This is a genomic window from Lysobacter rhizosphaerae, from assembly GCF_054779795.1.
The window spans coordinates 105,528-123,987 of sequence record NZ_BAAGXO010000003.1 but is presented as its reverse complement, the minus strand read 5'-3'; the positions used below and the strand labels follow the sequence as shown (position 1 = coordinate 123,987).

Sequence of the window (18,460 nt, the reverse complement as noted above, 5' to 3'; positions counted from 1 at the left end):
CAATCCGCCATCGTTCGCATCAACGGGGTGGCGCGCCGGGGTGTACCCGGTCACCCGTTTTCTGCAGGACAGCGGAAGCCAACTGCTCCACCTTGTTGTCCGCGGCAGGATCAATACTCCTCTCAGGTGGGGACCGGGGGCCGTCGAATATCTTCAGGTACGCCGGCCCGGTGGGCCGGCGTCCAAACACATCGAGTACTTCGACGCCGCCGTCGACGTTGTAGGTATGGCATCCACCCACGGGCCGTGCCAGCTGGGGCGCCAATCGCGAGAGTTGGCGTTCGCGATAGGTCGTCGGTCCCAACTCGAGTACCTCGTTGAAGACCACGGCGTTTCCGTAGCCGGGCCCGCAGTCCTGGGCCGGCCGGATCAGACGGCCCCGGTGGCGGAACAGCCGGCCCGCCATGCGCGCGCGACGCACGTCGCAGACGATGGGAGACGCGGGATGCGGGGAAAATTCGCCTTCGAGACTGTCGGCCACGAACAGGAACAGCTCGTCGCTGGTGCTGTTGCGGTTCTCCGCCACATTGGTGAACAGATACCAACGACCCTCGTGGTGGTGAAGCGTGGGATCGACGCATACCCGTCCCGTGACCAGGTCCCGCACGCGTTCCCACCCGAGAGGAAAATGCGTAGCCCGGTACAGGCTCACGCGCCGGTCGTAGCTCGACTCGACGGTCATGTACCAGTGCTCCTGCCAGGCGAAGACCTGCGGGAACGAAAGGTGGCCTGGTTCGTCGAGCGCCACGCCCAACCGGCGTGCCCCGCCATCCGTCAGTTCCACGCAGGCGATGTTGGCGACGTTGCGCTTCGGATTGATCATCTCTTCCACGTACACGAGCCGGCGTCCCTGCGCCGTGATAACGAACGGATCCGCCCACCACCCCTTCTCGGCCCTGAGCAGTACGTGCGACCCCATGACGGGCGCCTGCGGATCAAGCGGAGTCCCGTTCAGGCGCAATACCAGGGTCCAGCCGATGCTGCCGTCCCTGCGCTTGCCTGTGATCCGGCGCAAGCCAGCCTGCAACAGCAGGACGAGCACCCGCATTCCAACTGCTCGCCCCATGGGCAGTTGCGCGCGCAGGTCCAGCGTCGCGACCGAGTGGGGAACCACGGAAACATAGCCGCCAGCGAGACGGTGCAAGGCACGCAGCAACAGGCCCGGCAGCTTCAGGAAGGCATCCTCCCGTTGCTTCATGAACGAACTCGGGCGCGTCCGGCCCCAACTGACAGTCAGGTCGATCGGCGTGCCCGCCGCCTGCTTCAACATCAGGGCCATCTGCGTCGTGTGTTCGCCCTGCAACATCGGCGCAAGCAGGGAAAGCCCCGCATATCGCGCATCGACCAGGTTGGCATCGACGTGCCAGCAGCCCAAAGGCGCAAGGGCGGCCAGCGCGGTTGCCGATTCGCGCGGCCCCAGCAGCAGGATGAGGTCGGGACTCAGCGCGCTGACTCGCAGGGAAAGCGACGCATCGGGCATGGCGTCGGCATGACCGGGAACCGAGGGCATTGGCACCGGCGCCAGGGTGCTGTTGTCTCCAAGCAGCGCGTGCTCGAGCGCGACGACGGCGCGCACGTCGGCCGGCACGTCGGGCACCCGGGGAAGCACGGTTTCCGGCACCACCACCGTCCGCAGTTCGATCCAGTCGTAGCCAGCGGCAAGTTCATGGAAGGCACGCAACCATCCGGGGATCTCGGCGGGCCCGACCATCACAACGCGCAGCGGCTTCCTGGCACCTTCCGGCACTGCATACAGTGGCGTCTTCACGGTCGCTCCCGCGTGCTTCATGGGACCTTCTTCGCCGCCAGCGCAACCATCCAGCCTGCTACTGCGTCGACCAGGCGGTCGCGCTGCGCACGGCCGAAATAGGTGTGGTCGCAGTCAGGCCAGTAATGCATCGTCACCCGCGCATCGTTCGCCGGCGGGCCGAACGACCATTCGAACTGGCGCGGATGCAGGAAGTGCTCTGCATAACCGCCACTGAAGATCCACAGCATCCGCACGTCGCGTGCCACCAGCTGTGCGAACTGTTCGCGCGCCTGCGCATGGCTGGGCCAGGTGCGGAACGAATCCGGATCGAGGCTCGCGGTACCGCGCAGACGCCCCGTCGCCTTGCGTGCGAAATGCCGCCATTCGTTCGGCATGCGGCGCAGCAGCCCGAGGATGCGGGCGTAGCGATGCCAGGGGCCAGTGAAACAGATGCCGTCCAGCAGCAGCAGTGCCGATACGCGTGGATCCAGGTTGGCCACGTCCCAGCCGGTATCGGCAGCGCTGCAGATGCCACCAATGGCGAAGTTGCGACAGCCGTGCATCGCTTCGAGCTGGTCCATCGCGGCTACCGTCGCCAGCGTTGCGTCGCATGCCGGCATGCGCGGCGCTTCACCAACGCCCGGGACGTCGTAGCGAAAGGTCCTGATCCCATTCGCCGCCAGCCTCTGCGCAAGCAGGACATGCAACCGGAATGGACCCGCTCGCGGCTGCAAGCCGGCGCTGGGAAGCAACAGCGTCGGTCCCGTTCCTGGCACGCCACTCAGCACACCGGCCAACTGGCCGCCGGAACCGAAGCGCACGAGCACCTCTTGCTCCATATCCACCTCGAGAGGAGTGGCGTCCAGCACGGCATTCATGCCCGGATCTCCTGACGCATCGCCTGCCCGAGTTGGTTCACCAAATCACGGACCGGCGGCGTCAGGAAGAACGTCGCATCCATTGCGGCGCCAATGTCGAAACTGGGTGTATTTTCCGGCAGCGGCAGCACACGGGCGATGTTCCCCGGCAGGGCGGTCACCTGTGCACGGACCAGCGCCCACATCGGCGCAGTGCCCGATGCCCTGCCGTCATCCATGCGCGCCTGCGCAAGATCGCCGCGCAGTCGCGATGACGCAGGGAAGCCCATCAGCTGACCGTCTGCCGGGTCTGTTATGCGGGGGACGCCGGCGCGCGGCGGTGGCCGTATCGCGCGCTCGCCGGCATCGCCCTGCACGAGTTCCTGCAGCCAGGATCCGCCATCGACCACCGGCTCCCAGAGCACGACGAGGTCGGCCACGCCACCGCGACCCAGCCAGCTCCGCACGGCGAGCGCGCTGCCGCGCCACGCGAGCAGGGCCAGTCGCTTGGCACCGGTCCTTTCACGCAATGCCGTTGTCGCCAGGTCCAGATCGCGATGCATGGAAGCGAAATCCAATTCGTCCCCGCTGCCGGTGGAATCACCGGTGCCGTGGAAGTCGAAGCGCAGCGAGGGCAGCCCGATCGTTGCAAACTCCCGCGCCACCTCGGCGATGAAGCGCCGGCTGCGTGGCATCTCGTGCAGCAACGGAGGTACGAGGACGACGCCAGTCGAGGGCGAGCCAGGCACGCCATGCAATGCGGCGTAGAGCCGACGCGAAGACGGCCCCAGCCAGAACGGCTCCCAGTCGCCGATGCTCATCGCAATCGCCTCCGATGGCTCCCGGGTGTGCAGTCGGCGCGGCTCATGGACGCGCTCCCGAGGTGCGTCGGAACAGTCGTCGCAGCTTGTTGCTGATGCGCCCACTTGCACCCGGCGTGGTTTCGTCGGTCGGAACCGGTAGCGCCGCCGCGACCTGGGCCAGGGTTTCCGCGCCCAGGCGGATCAGCTTGATCCTGTGGCCCGTATCGCGCTCGACCCGACTGGCCATCTGCACCGCCAGCATCGAGTGGCCGCCCAGGTCGAAGAAGTTGTCGTCCGGCCCGGCGGGCAGGCCGAGCAGACCGGACCAGACATCCGACAGGTAGCGGACGCGCGGGTCGATGTCCGCCCCGATCGCGCTCGACGGAGATGGAGCGGCCGCTTCCAACGCGACGGCTGGTGGCAGCGCCTTCCGGTCGATCTTGCCGTTGGGCAACAGCGGAATCTCGTCGAGCACGACAAAGTGCTGCGGCAGCATGTATGCCGGCAGCAACTCACGCAGGTGCGCGCGCAAGGCAGCCTCGTCGATGGTCGCACCAGGCTTGGCGACGAGGTAAGCGACCAGTCGCTGATCGTCCACGCGGTCCTCGCGCACTATCACGAGCGCGCGTGCGATCTCGGCCCGAGTGGCGAGATTCGCCTCGACCTCGCCCAGCTCGATGCGATAGCCGCGCACCTTGACCTGGTGGTCGAGGCGTCCCAGGTGCTCGAGGTTGCCATCGGCTCGCCAGCGGCCGCGGTCACCGGTGCGATAGAGCAATGCCGGGTCAAGAGCGAATGTGCTGCCCGGCGAAGCTGTAAAACGATCCGCGATGAACCGTTCCTCGGTCAGCTCGGGACGCTGCAGGTATCCCTTGGTGACGCCCTGCCCGCCTATGCAGATCTCACCGGGCACTCCGAACGGGCAGAGCTCGCCATGCGCATCGAGTATCCAGACGCTGGTGTTGTCGATCGGACGGCCGATGTGGACGTCCGGCGCCTGTCCATCCGGCGCGGCGACGATGCGTGCACAGGTCGACCACACCGTGGTTTCGGTAGGCCCGTAAACGTTCCACAACGATCCGCAACGCGACAGCAGGGACGCCGCCAGTTCGGGCGCCATGGGCTCGCCACCGCACAGCGCCTTGAATTCACTCGAGCCTGGCCAGCCCGCATCGACCAGCAGGCGCCAGCTCGATGGAGTGCCCTGCATGACCGTCGCCGCGCTGTTTTCCAGCAGCGTCCGCAGCGCCTTGCCATCGGCGGCCGTATCCCTGTCCGCCAGCACGATCTGCGCCCCCACCGCGAGTGGCAGCATCAATTCGAGCACGGCGATGTCGAACGACAATGTCGTGATGGCGAGCAGGCGGTCGTGCTCTGTCAGCCCGGGTTCGCGACGCATGCTGTGCAGGAAATTCGACACCGCGCGATGCGGCACGACAACGCCTTTGGGGCGTCCGGTCGAACCGGAGGTGTAGATGACGTACGCGGGATCCTCGGGCTGCGCGGCGCCGTCATCGGCATCCAGCCGCGTCTTTGCCGCCGCAGCGAACTGTGCGGCGTGGTCGTCGAGCAGCAGCACCGGCCTGCCACGCAAGTCGAAACGATCGGCGTGCGCCCGTGTGGTCAACAACATCGCGAGCCCGGCATCGGCGGCCATGTACGCCAGGCGCTCGGTCGGGAACTGCGGATCCAGCGGCACGTAACCGGCGCCCGCCTTCAGGATGCCCAGCAGCGCCGCGAGCATGTCCGCACCCCGATCGAGCGCCAACCCGACCAGCGCACCGCGCCGCACACCATGACCGCGCAGCACGTGCGCTACCCGGTTCGCCCGCGCTTCCAGGTCGGCGTAGCTCAGGACGATGGAGCCTGCACTGAGTGCAATGCGTGTCGGCGTCCGATCGCACTGCGACTCGAAGTATTGATGCATGCGGCGGGAACGTTCATAGGCGACCGGTGCCGGTTGCAGCGCATCCAGTTCCGCACGCGCTACCGCATCGACCAACGGCAGGCTGGCAAATTGGGTGGCCTCGCCCGCGACTGCCGCACGCAACAAGGTCTCGTAGGCACGCAACCAGCGCCGCACGGTGGCGGCATCGAACAGATCGGTGTTGTACTGGCACTCGATCACCAGCTTGCCCTGCGTGTGCACTGCATTGACGAACAATTCGAACGCCTCGCAGGTGCGCGGATTGCTCTCGTAGTCCATCTTCAGGCCGGGATAGCCCGTGCTCTCCTGGTCGAACCCCGTGTCGAGGTTGAACATCACGCTCACCAGCGGCATCCGCGCGGGATCGCGCGGGACTCGCAGCTTCTTGAGCAGCGTGCCGAAGGTGTATCCCTGGTGTTCGATCGCATCGAGCAGGGATGCCTGCGCCCCCTCGATCAGCCTGGTGAAGGGCGCGGACGTATCGATATCGAAGCGCAGCGGCAACGCATTGACGCAATGTCCCACAAGCGAGTCGCTGCTCGCGGCCGGCTGCCCGGCTGACGGGATGGCGACCACGATGTCCGATTGCCCGCTCAGGCGCGCCAGCAATCCCGTAAAGCCCGCCAGCAGGGTGGCGAACATGCTTACCCCACGGCGGGCGCCCAGCTTGCGCAAAGCCGTCAGGAGGGCAGCATCGAGTACGTGGTCTTCGCGGGCTGAAGCGAAACTGCGCAGCGCGGGTCGCTGCCGATCGGTAGGCAATTCGAGTACTGGTGCCGCGCCTTCGAAGCGCGACAGCCAGTACGCCTCGTCCGCGACATGCGTCGCGTCCGACGCCTGTTCGGACTCGTTCAGGGCGTACTCGGCAAAGCTGGCCGGTGCATCCAGGGGTTCGGTGTCCAGCCCCCGGTGTTTCCCGTACAGCACTCCCAGCTCCTGCACGAGCACCCACCAGGACCATCCGTCGCAGATGACGTGGTGGTTGGTGAGCAGCAGCAAGTGATCCTGGTCGCCCAGACGCAACAGCTCGGCCCGCAGCAAGGGGTCGGTACTGAGCGAAAACTGGGTTTCCACCGTCGCGCGCACATGCGCTGCGACGGCCTCATCGCGCGCGGCATCGTCGAGGTGTGCGAGATCGACACTTGGAAGCGGGATCTCCAGGCGCTTCAGTACGGTCAGGCTCTGGCCGTCAGGGCTGATGTTGGCGCGCAACGCATCGTGCCGGTCGACCAGTTCCTGGAGCGCGCGGTGCAATGCGCGCGCATCCAGCACGCCCTTCAGTCGCAACGAAATCGACTGGTTGAAAGCCAGCGAAGCCTCACGGCCCAGCTGGTCGGCGAGCCAGATTTCGCGCTGCGGTTCGGTCGATGGCACGACCATGGCCAGCTCACCCCGGGCGAAGGGGTCGTAGTCCACGGGCTCGAACGCGCGCGACGTCATGAGCGCTGCAGTGTTCATGTCCCCCCCTTGAGCAACCTGCTTGAGAATCTTTCCGGGCTGGTCCGGATCAGCGATGAACCACGCTGGACGCCCATCGGGTTCGTGCCCAAGGCGCGCGCCGGGCATCACCGGCTGCGCGGCGTCCATCACTCTGCGCATGGCGCGACGCGGCAGGAATCCCGCGTCCTGCAATTCCAGTATCGAGCTGCGGAACGCCTCGACGATGTGGCGGCACTCCGCGTCCCCATGCGCCGTGGTCAGGAAGCAGGGGAAATTGTCGAGCATGTGGACGCCGCGGCTGCGCATCATCGCGAACAGCAGGTCCTGGAACGGATGCTCCTCGAGGAACGCCGTTTTCCACACGGACGCGAAGTGGTTCACCAGGACCGGAGCACCCACCTCCGCGCAGAAGGCGTTGATCTCCTCGACCATCGCCGTCGTGCGCGCGTTCAAGCGCTCCTGCAACGCGGGCCCCTCGCGCTTCAAGGTTTCCAGCACCGCCTTTGCGGATGCCAACACCAGCGGATGCCGCACGAACGTGCCCGCGAAATAGGTGACGCCCACCGTGGGCACGGATTCGTCGCCGAACTGCCAGGCTCCGCCGTCGAGCGCGTCCATGTATTCGCGCTTGCCTGCAATGACCCCGATCGGATTGCCGCCGCCTATCACCTTGCCGTATGCGGCGATATCGGCCTTGATGCCGAACAGGGCCTGGGTACCGCCGGGATGCGAGCGGAAGCCGGTCACCACCTCGTCGAAAATGAGGACGGCACCCGCTGCGCGCGTGATCTCACGCACTTCCTTGAGGAACTCCACGGGACGCAGGTCGGTGTGGCGGCTCTGCACCGGTTCGACCAGCACGCCGGCCAGCTCATGCGCGCGTTCGCGGATGATCTGCAGGGACTCGGGCGTGCCGTAGTCGAGCACCAGCACATGCTCGGACGTGTTCCTGAGGATGCCCGGTGCGGCGGGCACGGCGCGCAGCTTGCGCGTGCCACGCACGAGCACTTCATCGTTGATGCCGTGATACGAACCGTTGAACAGCACGATCGTCTCGCGCCCGGTGACGGTGCGTGCGATCCGCATCGTTCCGAGCACGGCCTCCGATCCCGTGTTGCACAGCGCGGCACGGTCGTGCCCGGTCAGCTCGCATACCAGCCGGGTCACGTCGCCCGCCAGCGGATGCTGTGGCCCGATCTCATAGCCCAGATCCAACTGGCGTCGCACCGCCTCGAGCACGAAGTCGGGCTGCCATCCGAACATGCTCATGCCGAAGCCGTTGGTGGCGTCGACGTATTCGTTGCCGTCGATGTCCCACAAGTGCGCGCCCTTCGAGCGTTCGATCACGATCTGGTAGATGATTTCCTTCAGCAGAGGACGGAAGCCGTTGACCACTCGCGGGTCGGCCATGTGCGACCGGTTGGCCTGGTTGTATTCCTTGGACTTCGGGGTACGGGCGACGTAGCGCTGGATGAATGCGTCGAGCTTTTCGTGCTGGACTGCGCTCAGCTCCTGCTTGTCGGTCGTCGTGATCCTGGCGATCGCGCCAAAGGCTTTCTTGACGTCGTATTTGGTGTGGGCAAGTTCGGCTTCCTCATCGGGCGGCGGCGGTGCCGCCGCGGCCATCGGAGCCACCACCTTCGCCGGCGCCGCGACGGGCGCCGCGCCACCGGTCAGCAGGGCCAGCTGTTGGGTCAGCAATTGCATCTGCTGCTGGAGCATCTGTACGACAATGTCGCCGCCCGTGATCGGCGCCGCCTGGAACTCTGGCAGGCCGGGCGCGGGAGTCGCCGCCGCTGGCGTCGCCAACGGAGCCGACTCCGTGGCCGCCACGGGTTCTGCGGGCAATTGCGCATCGACGAACGCGGCCAGTCGATCCAGGCTCGCAAGTTCGCCCATCAATTGCCGGAAACTTGTCTTGACCGGGAAGCTCTTCTGCAACTGCAGGGAGACCTGGGTCAGCATCAGGCTGTCCAACCCGAGTTCCATGAAGTTCGCATCGGGATCGGCGTCGGCCAGGTCGAAACCCGCCACATCCTCGAACAAGTCCCTGAGCTGCGCGATCAGGCGGGAACGCCGGTCGCCCGTTTGTTGTTGCATGGCAGGTGGCTCGACGGTGGGTGGTGGGGCCACGTGCAGCTCCGGCTCCGCGGCAACGACGCCCGGCAGCGGCACGACGTTGTCCGTTGCGGGGATGGCATCGACCCAGAAACGCTGGCGCTCGAACGGATAGGTCGGCAAGCGCACGCGCCGGCGCACGTGGCGACGATCGAACATGCCTGGATCCAGCGTGATGCCCTGCGTCCACAACTGGCCCGCGGCCAGCCGGACGCTTGCCAGCTCTCCTTCCGGGTTGTCAGCGAGCGTTGCCACGCTGGGTACATGGTCTTTCTGGACGCCGGGATGTTGGCGCGACAGCGTGCACAGGGTGGCGCGTGGTCCTACTTCCAGCAGGACGCGCGAGGGCGTGCCAAGCACCTGGCCCAGCGCCGCCGCAAACCGCACGGGCTCGCGAAGGTGGGAAGCCCAGTAATCAGGCGAAGTCGCCCGCGCTGCATCGAGCCAGTCGCCGGTCGCCGTCGAAACGATGGGGATGCGCGGAGCGGACAACTCGAGCGACGCCACTTCCGCACGGAACGGCGCAACCACGGGTTCCATCATCTGCGAGTGGAAGGCGTGCGACGTCCGCAACGCCCGGCAGGCGATGCAATCGGCTTCGAGCAGCGCCTGGAATCGCGTGATCGCCTCCAGGGGGCCCGACACGACGCAATTGCCCGGCGCATTTTCCGCCGCCAGCGACAAGTCCGCGGGGAGGCGCGTAAGCAGCTCGTCCAGCGGCAGCCGCACGGACAACATGCCGCCGGCAGACTGCGCCTGCATCAGCGCGCCGCGGCGCGCGACCAGCCGCAGTGCATCCGGCAGGGTAAAAACTCCGGCGAGCGTCGCAGCCACGAATTCACCGACGCTGTGGCCGATCATCGCCGCCGGCATGACGCCCTGGCTCATCCACCACTGGGCCAGGGAATACTCGATCGCGAACGTCGCCGGTTGCATGATCGCAGTGGGCAGCAACGCTTCCGGATCGTCGGCGAAAACACGTTCGCGCAGGTCGAATCCCAGTTCCGCGCGCAAGGCGTCGGCGCAATCATCGAACGCCACCCTGAAGGCTGGCTCCGATTCATAAAGATTGCGCCCCATGCCCGGATAGGTCGCGCCCTGCCCCGGGAACAGGAACACCACATCTCCTTGTCGTGCCGGAAGCCCGCGCGCGGCAGCCGAGGCGACCTCGGAGCTGCGGAGTTGTGCGATCGCATCGTTGATGTCAGAGGCGACCACGGCGATGCGCTGGGCGAAAGCCTTGCGGCCGACGACGAGCGTCCAGGCCACGTCAGCGAGATTGGCATCCGGTTGCGCTTCGAGATGGTCGGCCAGTTGTGTGGCGGCGTTGGCAAGCGCGGCGGAGGTGCGTGCCGACAGCACCAGCAGCTGCGGACCGCTTGCCGTTTCCGATGCCGGCAATTGCGGCGCTTCTTCCATCACCACATGGGCGTTGGTTCCGCCCACGCCGAACGAACTCACGCCGGCCCGGCGCGGCGCCTCTGCCAAGGGCCACTCGCTCTGCGTGGCGTTGACCACGAACGGCGACGTGGCGAAGTCGATGGACGGGTTGGGCGCGTCGAAATGCAGGCTGGCCGGAATGCGCTGCTCGGCCAGCGAGAAAGCGGTCTTGATGACGCCGGCGGCGCCGGCGGCGATCACCAGGTGGCCGACGTTGCTCTTCACCGATCCGATCCTGCAGAAGCCGCTGTCGTCGGTCGCGCGACGGAAGGCCCGCGTCAATCCTTCGATCTCGATCGGATCTCCCACTGGCGTGGCGGTGCCGTGGGCTTCGACATAACTGATGGTGCGCGGATCGACCTGGGCGCGATCATGGGCCATCGCGATGACGGCCGCCTGCCCTTCGCTGCTGGGCGCGGTGAAGCTGGCCTTGCCGGCGCCGTCGTTGTTGACGGCGCCGCCGCGGAGAACGGCGAACACCTGGTTGCCGTCGGCCACCGCATCGGACAGACGCTTGAGCAGCACGATCGCGGCGCCATCGCTGAACACCGTGCCCTGCGCATTGGCGGCGAACGGCCGCGTATGCCCGTCGGGCGACAGCATTGCGCCTTCCTGGTGGAAATACCCACTGCGCGGCGGACAGGTCACGGTGATGCCACCGGCCAACGCCATGTCGCAATGACCGAGGCGCAGGCTGTCCATCGCCTGGCAGATCGCCACCAGCGACGTCGAGCAGGCCGTGTGCACGCTGACCGCGGGACCGGTGAGGTTGAGTTTGTGCGCGACGCGCGTGGCGATGAAATCCTTCTCGTTGTCCAGCATCACCTGGAAGGCGCCGACCTTGTCGATCAGGTCCGGACGCCCGGAGACGTGGCGCTGGAAGTAGCTGGCATTGAACATCCCGGCAAACACGCCGACCGGGCCCGATGTCGCATCGGGAACATGGCCGCCCCGCTCCAGGCATTCCCACGCCAGCTCAAGGAAGATCCGCTGCTGCGGGTCCATCAGTTCGGCTTCCTTCGGGCCAATGCCGAAGAACGCCGCGTCGAACTGCTCGACACCGTCGATCACGCCCCGCGCCTTTACATAGGCCGGATCGTTGCGCTCCTGCGCGCTGACGGCGGGATCGAGGTCATCGGGGCCGAACTTCGTGATCGAATCGCGGCCCTCGCACAGGTTGCGCCAGAACGCCTCAACGTCCTGGGCTCCTGGAAATCGACCGGCCATCGCAACGATGGCGATGGGCTCGGCTGCCATCTGGCTGTTGGAGCGGTGTGCCGCCGCGAACCGCTTGGGTTCGATTCCGGTGCCTTCACGCCCTTCCAGTGACGCGGCAAGCGTCGCCGGGGTGGAATTGCGGAACAGCAGCGATGTCGGAATCACGCCGCCGGATTCGCGCGGATGTGCCTTGCTGATCTGCTGCAACAGGCGCACCGCGAGCAGCGAGTCGCCCCCCAACTCGAAGAAGTTGTCGTGCCGGCCGACATTGTCCATCGCAAGCAGTTCGCCGAACGCAGCGCACAGGGAGGTTTCCATCGCCCCTATCGGCGGCTCGTAGGCATAGGCCAGCTCGGGGCGCTGCCGTGCGGGTGCGGGAAGCGCGCGACGATCGAGCTTGCCGTTCTCCGTCAGGGGCAGCGCCTCGAGTTCGACGAAGGCGCTGGGAATCATGTAATCCGGCAACGACGGCGCGAGGTGCGCGCGCAGAGATGCATGCGATGCCGCTGCTCCCCGGGGAACGACGTAGGCCACCAGTCTTGCTTCGCCGCCCGCGCTGTCGTTGCGCGCGATCACGGCGCATGCGCGCACGGATGGGTGGCGCGCGAGAACGCTTTCGATCTCACCCGTCTCGATGCGGAAACCGCGGATCTTCACCTGGTGGTCGCTGCGGCCCAGGTATTCGAGATCGCCATCCGGAAGTTGGCGTGCGAGGTCTCCCGTCTTGTAGAGGCGCAGGGATTCGCCGGCGGGCGACTGCCATTGCAGGAACCGTTCGGCCGTCAATTCCGGACGGTTGAGATAGCCACGCGACACACCGCCGCCGGCCACGTGGATCTCGCCCACTTCGCCAACCGGGACGGGCATGAGGCCGGGGTCGAGTACGAACAGGCGCAGGTCCGGGATGGGCTCTCCGATGACGCTGCCGGCATTGCGCTGGAGGTCGGCGATGCTGATCGGGCGGTAGGTGACGTGGACGGTGGTTTCGGTGATGCCATACATGTTGATCAGTTGCGGATGCTGGTCGCCATGGCGCTCGAACCAGGGATGCAGCATCTGCAGCTCGAGCGCTTCACCGCCAAAGATCACGTATCGCAAAGACAGCGCGGAAGGTGCGATGCCGGACGCCAGATCGGCATGGATCAGGTTGCGGAACGCCGATGGCGTCTGGTTCAGCACGGTGACGCGTTCGCGTACAAGCAGAGCGTGGAACATCTCTGGCGAGCGGGTATGCAGGTACGGGACCACGACGACGCGGCCACCATGGATCAGTGCGCCCCATATCTCCCACACCGAAAAATCGAAGGCGTGGGAATGGAAGAACGTCCACACGTCCCCTGGCCCGAACTGGAACCAGTCGCGGGTCGCGGTGAACAGGCGCGCGACATTGGCGTGCGTGACCTGGCAGCCCTTCGGCTTGCCCGTCGAACCTGAGGTGTAAATCACATAGGCGAGATTGTCCGGCTGCGCCAGCGGCACCGGATCGTGTGAAGACTCCGTTGCGAATTGCTCCCAGCCCTGGTCCAGCAGCAAGGTCGGCACATCGCTGGCAGGCATGGAGTCGCGCTGCCCGGACGATGTCAGCAATACCGCTGGACGCGCATCCTCGAACATGAACTGCACGCGCTCGCGTGGATATGCGGCATCGATCGGCAGGTACGCCCCGCCCGCCTTGAGGATGGCGAGAAGCCCGACGACCATTTCCAGCGTGCGTTCCAGGCCGATGGCGACCAGGGTTTCCGGGCCGACACCCAACGCGCGCAGCCGATGGGCCAGCTGATTGGCCCGGCTGTTGAGTTCCCTGTAGCTCAGGCCGGCGCCTTCACAGGTGACCGCTATCGCATCCGGCTGTTTCGCGGCCTGCTGCTCGATCTGTTGCGGTATGCACGAAGCCAAATTGGTTGGAAAAATACGCGGTGAAGGACCGTCGGATTGCCTGTTCATGCCCACCTTCCAATGCCCGCGCTGCACCACCAGGGATAACCTGTCATTCGTGATGCCCCACTCAAGTCGTCCCCGGTTCGCGCCGGCCGGGCGGTCATGAAGAGATCGCGCTGATGTCCGGGCAAACGTCCTGGGACACCCCATGCGGCCACGCAATGACCGCGGCGACCCTCTCCCTGGGGCGTTTCCAAGGCTGACCCGCGTTACGATAGGTCGATGGATGGCACGCCATGAAACCCGACCTGACCATGCTCTATTCCGAGCTGGGGCTGAAGCCCAACTGCAGCCTGGCGGAGCTGCAGCTCGCGTACCGTCGACGGATCTCCGAACTGCAGCCCAATCGCACCGGCGGCGTGCAATCGCCCGAGTCCACTGCTGTCCTGCGTGAACTGATCGGTCTGTACACCACCGCAAACCGCTTCTACCGACGGTACGGGCGTCTTCCGGGCGCAGCGCCACATCAATCAGGTGTGTGGAGTTCAGCTGCAGTCGGTACCCGGCGTAGTTACGCGGAGGACGACAGCCCTCCTCCTTCCGGCAATCGCGCGTCATCGCAGCCCCGGGTCGCGTTGGCCCTGGCCGTCATGCTCCTTGTCTTGCTGTTTGTCCTGCTCGCCATGGCCTCGGGTGAGTGGCTGAGGTGATCCGGTGTGCGGCACCGCCCCCGCGCCATCAGTGACCTCTGCCGTCGGGCACGCCAGGAATTGACCGGAGATATGTGACAGCCCCGTTTGTCGAGACAAGACACAGGGGATCACGTCATGGCCGCACATCCGATTGCCCGACGGACCAGCAAGGTCTCGATCGATCCCTGGGCCATCACCTGGCTGCTGAGCCTGGCGGCGGTCCTGCTCGTGGCCACCAGCTTTGGAATGCAGCTGTACAGACTCGCGCTCCATCGCGAGCACGTCTTTGGCCTGGCGATGATGAGCCTGGACCGCGAGCACAACATCCCCGCGCATTTCTCGACCGTATTGCTGTTGATCGCGGCAGCGCTCCTTGCCCTCATTGCGACCCTCGAACGCAAGCACCGGGAATTCGATGCGCCGAAATGGGCCATCCTGGCCGCAGGCTTTGTATTCATGAGCGTGGACGAAGCCGTTTCGCTGCACGAACAACTGATCGATCCGATGCGCCACCTGCTCGGTGGCGGACATCTCGGTCTTCTCTATTTTGCCTGGGTCGTTCCGGGCATTGTCCTCGTCGCCGCCCTGGGGATGTTCTTCCTTCCCTTCATGCTCCGCCTCCCTCGCCGGACCGCAATCGCATTCGCGCTATCCGCGGCGATCTACCTCGGCGGCGCCCTGGGCGTGGAACTGTTCGAAGGCGCGTGGAAGGAGGCATATGGGCACCGCAACGTGGTGTATCACGCGTTCGTCACCCTCGAAGAGGCCATGGAAATGGCGGGTGTCATCTTCTTCATCAATGCCTTGATGCATTACATCGCCCACCGCTACGGCGAACTGCGACTGGATTTCGATGGCGTCCGGGCCACGGCTGTCATCGCGCCCGCGCACGCCCTCAGCGCGAGCCGCGGTGGAACAGCACCACTTCGACCGTCTGCAGCAGGATCAACAGGTCGAACACCAGGCCGTGGTTCTTGACGTAGAAGAGATCGAACGTCAGTTTTTCCTCGGCGTCCTGCACGGATGCGCCATAGGGATAGCGCAGCTGCGCCCAGCCGGTCAGGCCGGGTTTGACGCAGTGGCGGACGTTGTAATAACGCACTTCCTGGCTGAGCATGTCGACGAATTGCGGGCGCTCGGGTCGCGGGCCGACGAAGCTCATGTCGCCACGGATGACGTTGAACAGCTGGGGAAGTTCGTCGAGGCGTACCAGGCGGATGATCCGTCCAACGCGGGTAGTGCGATCGTCACCCTCGCTGGCCCAGCGGGCAACGCCATCTGCTTCGGCATCCACGCGCATGCTGCGGAACTTGATCAGTTCGAACCTTCGTCCGTTCTCGCCGATGCGTGTCTGTCGATACAGGATCGGGCCGCGCGATTCCAGCGCGACGCATGCCGCCACTACCAGCATGAAGGGCCAAGCGACCAGCAACAGGGCGCAGGCCGCCACCAGATCGAAGAAGCGCTTGTTGAGGCGACGTGGAATCGAATGGTCGAAGCCGCCGCCGAATGCGAGCCAGGACGGGTCTGCCACGCTGAGCTTGACCATTCCCGCTTCGCGTTCGAAGAACGTCGAGAGATCGGTAACGGTGATCCCCCGCTGCGCGCATTTCAGCATCTCCTCCATCGGAAGCGCGCCGCGTCGTTCGTCGGGAGCTACGACGATTTCGTAGACCTGCAGCCATTCCGCTATTTCGGACAGGGAAAAATCCGTATTGAGCAGGAGCTTTTCCGGCACGAGCACGGGCTGGTCCGGCACTGCCAGGAATCCCACCACCACGAAGGATTGCCTGTCGGAGCGCCGGCGAAGGCGGCTGTTGATGAGATCGGCATTCTGGCCCGCGCCCAGCACCAGCACCCGGCGCCTGAAGATATCCGTCTTGACCAGGCGCCCGACGGCCATGCGCAGCGCCGCCACCGCGACAAGGCCGATCGCCAGCGCCAGCGCCAGCACGCCGCGGCCGATGTAGGCAGGCGGAACCAGGTAATACAGGACCAGCAACGAGACGCCGCCGAATGCGAACGACAGCAGCAGCCGAATGAAGAACTCCATGCGGTTGTGGCGCACATGCACCTGGTACAAGCCGAACGCCACCATCGATACGGTGATGAAGGCAGCGAACAGGAAAGCCCGTTCCGGCGCGGATTCGAAGAAGACCGCGTAGCCTTCCGAATTGCGCAGGAAGCGCAACGCGGCCGCGCTGATGACGGCAAGCATCAGCAGCCCCATCTCTGCCAGCCATAGCAGCACCAGTGCACGGCTCTTCCGGCTTGCCAGGGCGATGCTCATGGCGTCACCCGTTGCGCGCGGAAAGCGGCAACCAATCGTTCACGATGGCAATGCACCATGGCGCAGGACTGCTTGCACATTACAACGGGGGCCGAAAGGGCTTGTGACCCCAGACGCTTTACCTGCCGACGCATTTCGCCCCCAAAGTTGTGGTGCCTGAGCAGGCCAGTGCCGCGATCCAACGGGTTGGCTCGATTAGTGAAACGACAGAAACGCCGTTTCCCGGCCGTTTCCCGGCCTCTTGCGCAGGCGGTGCGATGGTTGGCCTGGACGGGCCAGCAACAGATCGCCAGTGCTATTCAGTTCCAGCGCTGCAAATCCGCAGCCAGCGGCTTGCAATCGGAACCTCCGGTGCTCCCGCCACCGCGGCGACCCAGTGCGGCCCCGCCTCGAGCATTCGCACCCGTGTCATTTCGCCACCGGGTAATTCGAGCAGCGCATCCTGTGGCGCCGCGAAGGTCCCCATCTCACGCTGCAGGCCGATGCCCGCCGCCTTGAGGTAAGCCTCCTTGCGCACCCAAAGCGCGAGCAGGGCTTCGCTTCGCGCGGGCTCCGCCAGCAGCCTCAATTCAGCCATTTCGTGGGGATGGCACACGCGTTCGGCCACCTCCGGCATGACCGATGCGCGGTTCGAGGACTCGATATCCACGCCTACGCGTCCGGTTGCGGTAATTGCCAATGCCAGGGCGCGACGGTCCGCATGGCTGAGGCTGGTGCACAGGATCCCACCCGGCAGGCAGGGACAACCCGCCGCATCCCGCCCGATCGGTACCTCGGCGGGATCGCAGTCCAGCACCTTGCCCAGCAGCAGGCGATGCAGCGCGTAACTGAGTGCCAGCTGGTCCTGATCGACCACGGCGCGCCGGCGCTGCACGCGTTGATGCTCCTGCTCATCCAGCATCGCGTAGGCGCCCGCCAGCCACGGCAGCCAGTCAGCGAGATCGAACAGCCCCACGAGCACACAGGCGTCCGCCGTCGCGCTCCAGCCCGACTCCTTCAATGCGCTTTCGAACGCCTCGCGCAACGTTTTGCATGACCACCGCGTGTCCGCGAAGCCAGGGCTGGCTTTCAGTTGCAGCATGGATCCTGCCGTCAACGCCGCACCGGCGCCGTACCTGAAACAAACGCTTTGCCGCCGGCAGAACGGACGCCTCGGATACTGGCCGCGCGTGGTGGAAGGACGCGGGGCGCCCACTGCCTTTCCGGCAAGCAATGCCGCGCCAGGCTCCGCTGCCGCTTACGAATAAATTCGCCTTCAACTGGAATTAGTGATCGTAACAAACTGAAAAAGCTAGTCTTAATACATGAGACTGCATTGTTAGTATTATTACTAACATGCATCTCTCCTGCCCTCGCCCGACATCACGAGACCTGCCGTCATGGGCTCGGTGACGGCACTCGGCGGAACCGCAGCGGAAGGCGTGAGCACGCCTTCCCTCGACGGCCTGATCTCGCAACGCCGAGTGTGGCGCGGGCAGTCGTCCGCGGTCACGCCGGCCTTCGAACACCCGACAGGATGGTCCGCACTCGATGCCGTGCTGCCCATGCACGGCTGGCCCGACGCCGCACTGAGCGAACTGCTGCTGCCAGCCGATGGCATTGGCGAGATGCAATTGCTGTGGCCGGCGCTCGCGCGCTTGAGCCAGCCCAGGGATGGCGTCATTGCACTGATCGCTCCGCCCTACCATCCGTATCCGCCGGCATGGCATGCCGCAGGCGTGCGCTTGGGCGCCTTGCAGGTGATCCGGACGAAGACGCCACGCGATGCGTTGTGGGCCGCCGAGCAGTGCCTGCGCTCCGGCGCATGCAATGCCGTGCTGTGCTGGCCGCAGCAGGCGGATGATCGCGCCTTGCGGCGCCTGCAGGTCGCCGCGGAAACCGGCCAGGCGTTGGGCTTTGCCTTCCGGCCGATGAAAGCCGCGGTGAATCCGTCGCCGGCGGCGCTGCGCATCGCCCTCGATGCATCGCCGCGGCAGCTGCGCGTGCTCAAGTGCCGCGGCGGTATTCCGCCGGCGCGGCCGATTCCTTTTCCGCAAATCGGGCATCC

At 65.7% G+C, this 18,460-nt stretch carries 8 protein-coding genes and 1 pseudogene; 3 read left to right on the top strand and 6 right to left on the bottom strand.

Annotation, left to right across the window (positions count from 1 at the left end; genetic code table 11):
• Positions 1-19: 19 nt before the first annotated feature.
• The 4 genes from ACYVGE_RS05565 to ACYVGE_RS05550 are packed head-to-tail and all read right to left on the bottom strand — an operon-like array spanning position 20 to position 13,497.
• A complete protein-coding gene (locus tag ACYVGE_RS05565; RefSeq protein WP_460727862.1) occupies positions 20-1,747 on the bottom strand; it encodes a glucosamine inositolphosphorylceramide transferase family protein in 1,728 nt (575 codons plus the stop codon).
• A 38-nt stretch (positions 1,748-1,785) separates the two neighbouring features.
• Positions 1,786-2,628 carry a hypothetical protein gene (locus tag ACYVGE_RS05560; protein ID WP_460727860.1) on the bottom strand — a complete coding sequence of 281 codons (843 nt, stop codon included), beginning with the start codon at positions 2,626-2,628 and terminating at the stop codon, positions 1,786-1,788.
• Positions 2,625-3,428 (bottom strand): alpha/beta hydrolase family protein, encoded by an 804-nt coding sequence (locus ACYVGE_RS05555; RefSeq protein WP_460727858.1) that lies wholly within the window; start codon positions 3,426-3,428, stop codon positions 2,625-2,627. Before ACYVGE_RS05555 ends, ACYVGE_RS05560 begins: the two co-directional genes overlap by 4 nt.
• A gap of 43 nt (positions 3,429-3,471) precedes the next feature.
• Positions 3,472-13,497, bottom strand: a complete 10,026-nt coding sequence (locus tag ACYVGE_RS05550; protein ID WP_460727856.1) for an amino acid adenylation domain-containing protein — start codon at positions 13,495-13,497, stop codon at positions 3,472-3,474.
• 230 nt (positions 13,498-13,727) lie between these two features.
• Here ACYVGE_RS05550 and ACYVGE_RS05545 point away from each other — a divergent pair, with 230 nt between their 5' ends.
• Positions 13,728-14,141: a hypothetical protein gene (locus ACYVGE_RS05545; protein ID WP_460727854.1), complete on the top strand. Its 414-nt coding sequence runs from the start codon at positions 13,728-13,730 to the stop codon at positions 14,139-14,141.
• A 117-nt stretch (positions 14,142-14,258) separates the two neighbouring features.
• Entirely contained in the window at positions 14,259-15,101 is an 843-nt protein-coding gene (locus ACYVGE_RS05540; protein WP_460727852.1) for a hypothetical protein, read from the top strand.
• On the opposite strand, the gene ACYVGE_RS05535 is transcribed toward ACYVGE_RS05540, so the two are convergent.
• Both ACYVGE_RS05535 and ACYVGE_RS05530 read right to left on the bottom strand, forming a co-directional pair.
• On the bottom strand, positions 15,019-16,413 hold the full coding sequence (locus ACYVGE_RS05535; protein ID WP_460727850.1) for a TIGR03013 family XrtA/PEP-CTERM system glycosyltransferase: 1,395 nt from the start codon (positions 16,411-16,413) through the stop codon (positions 15,019-15,021). The two genes, ACYVGE_RS05540 and ACYVGE_RS05535, sit on opposite strands and share 83 nt — an antisense overlap.
• Positions 16,414-16,708: 295 nt before the next feature.
• Positions 16,709-17,494, bottom strand: coding sequence for a 4'-phosphopantetheinyl transferase family protein (locus ACYVGE_RS05530; RefSeq protein WP_460727849.1), 786 nt, complete (start codon positions 17,492-17,494; stop codon positions 16,709-16,711).
• Positions 17,495-17,792: 298 nt separating this feature from the next.
• On the opposite strand from ACYVGE_RS05530, the pseudogene imuA reads away from it, so the two are divergent.
• Positions 17,793-18,440 (top strand): annotated as a pseudogene (gene imuA, locus ACYVGE_RS05525) (translesion DNA synthesis-associated protein ImuA); the annotation flags it as partial.
• Between the last annotated feature and the right edge of the window lie 20 nt (positions 18,441-18,460).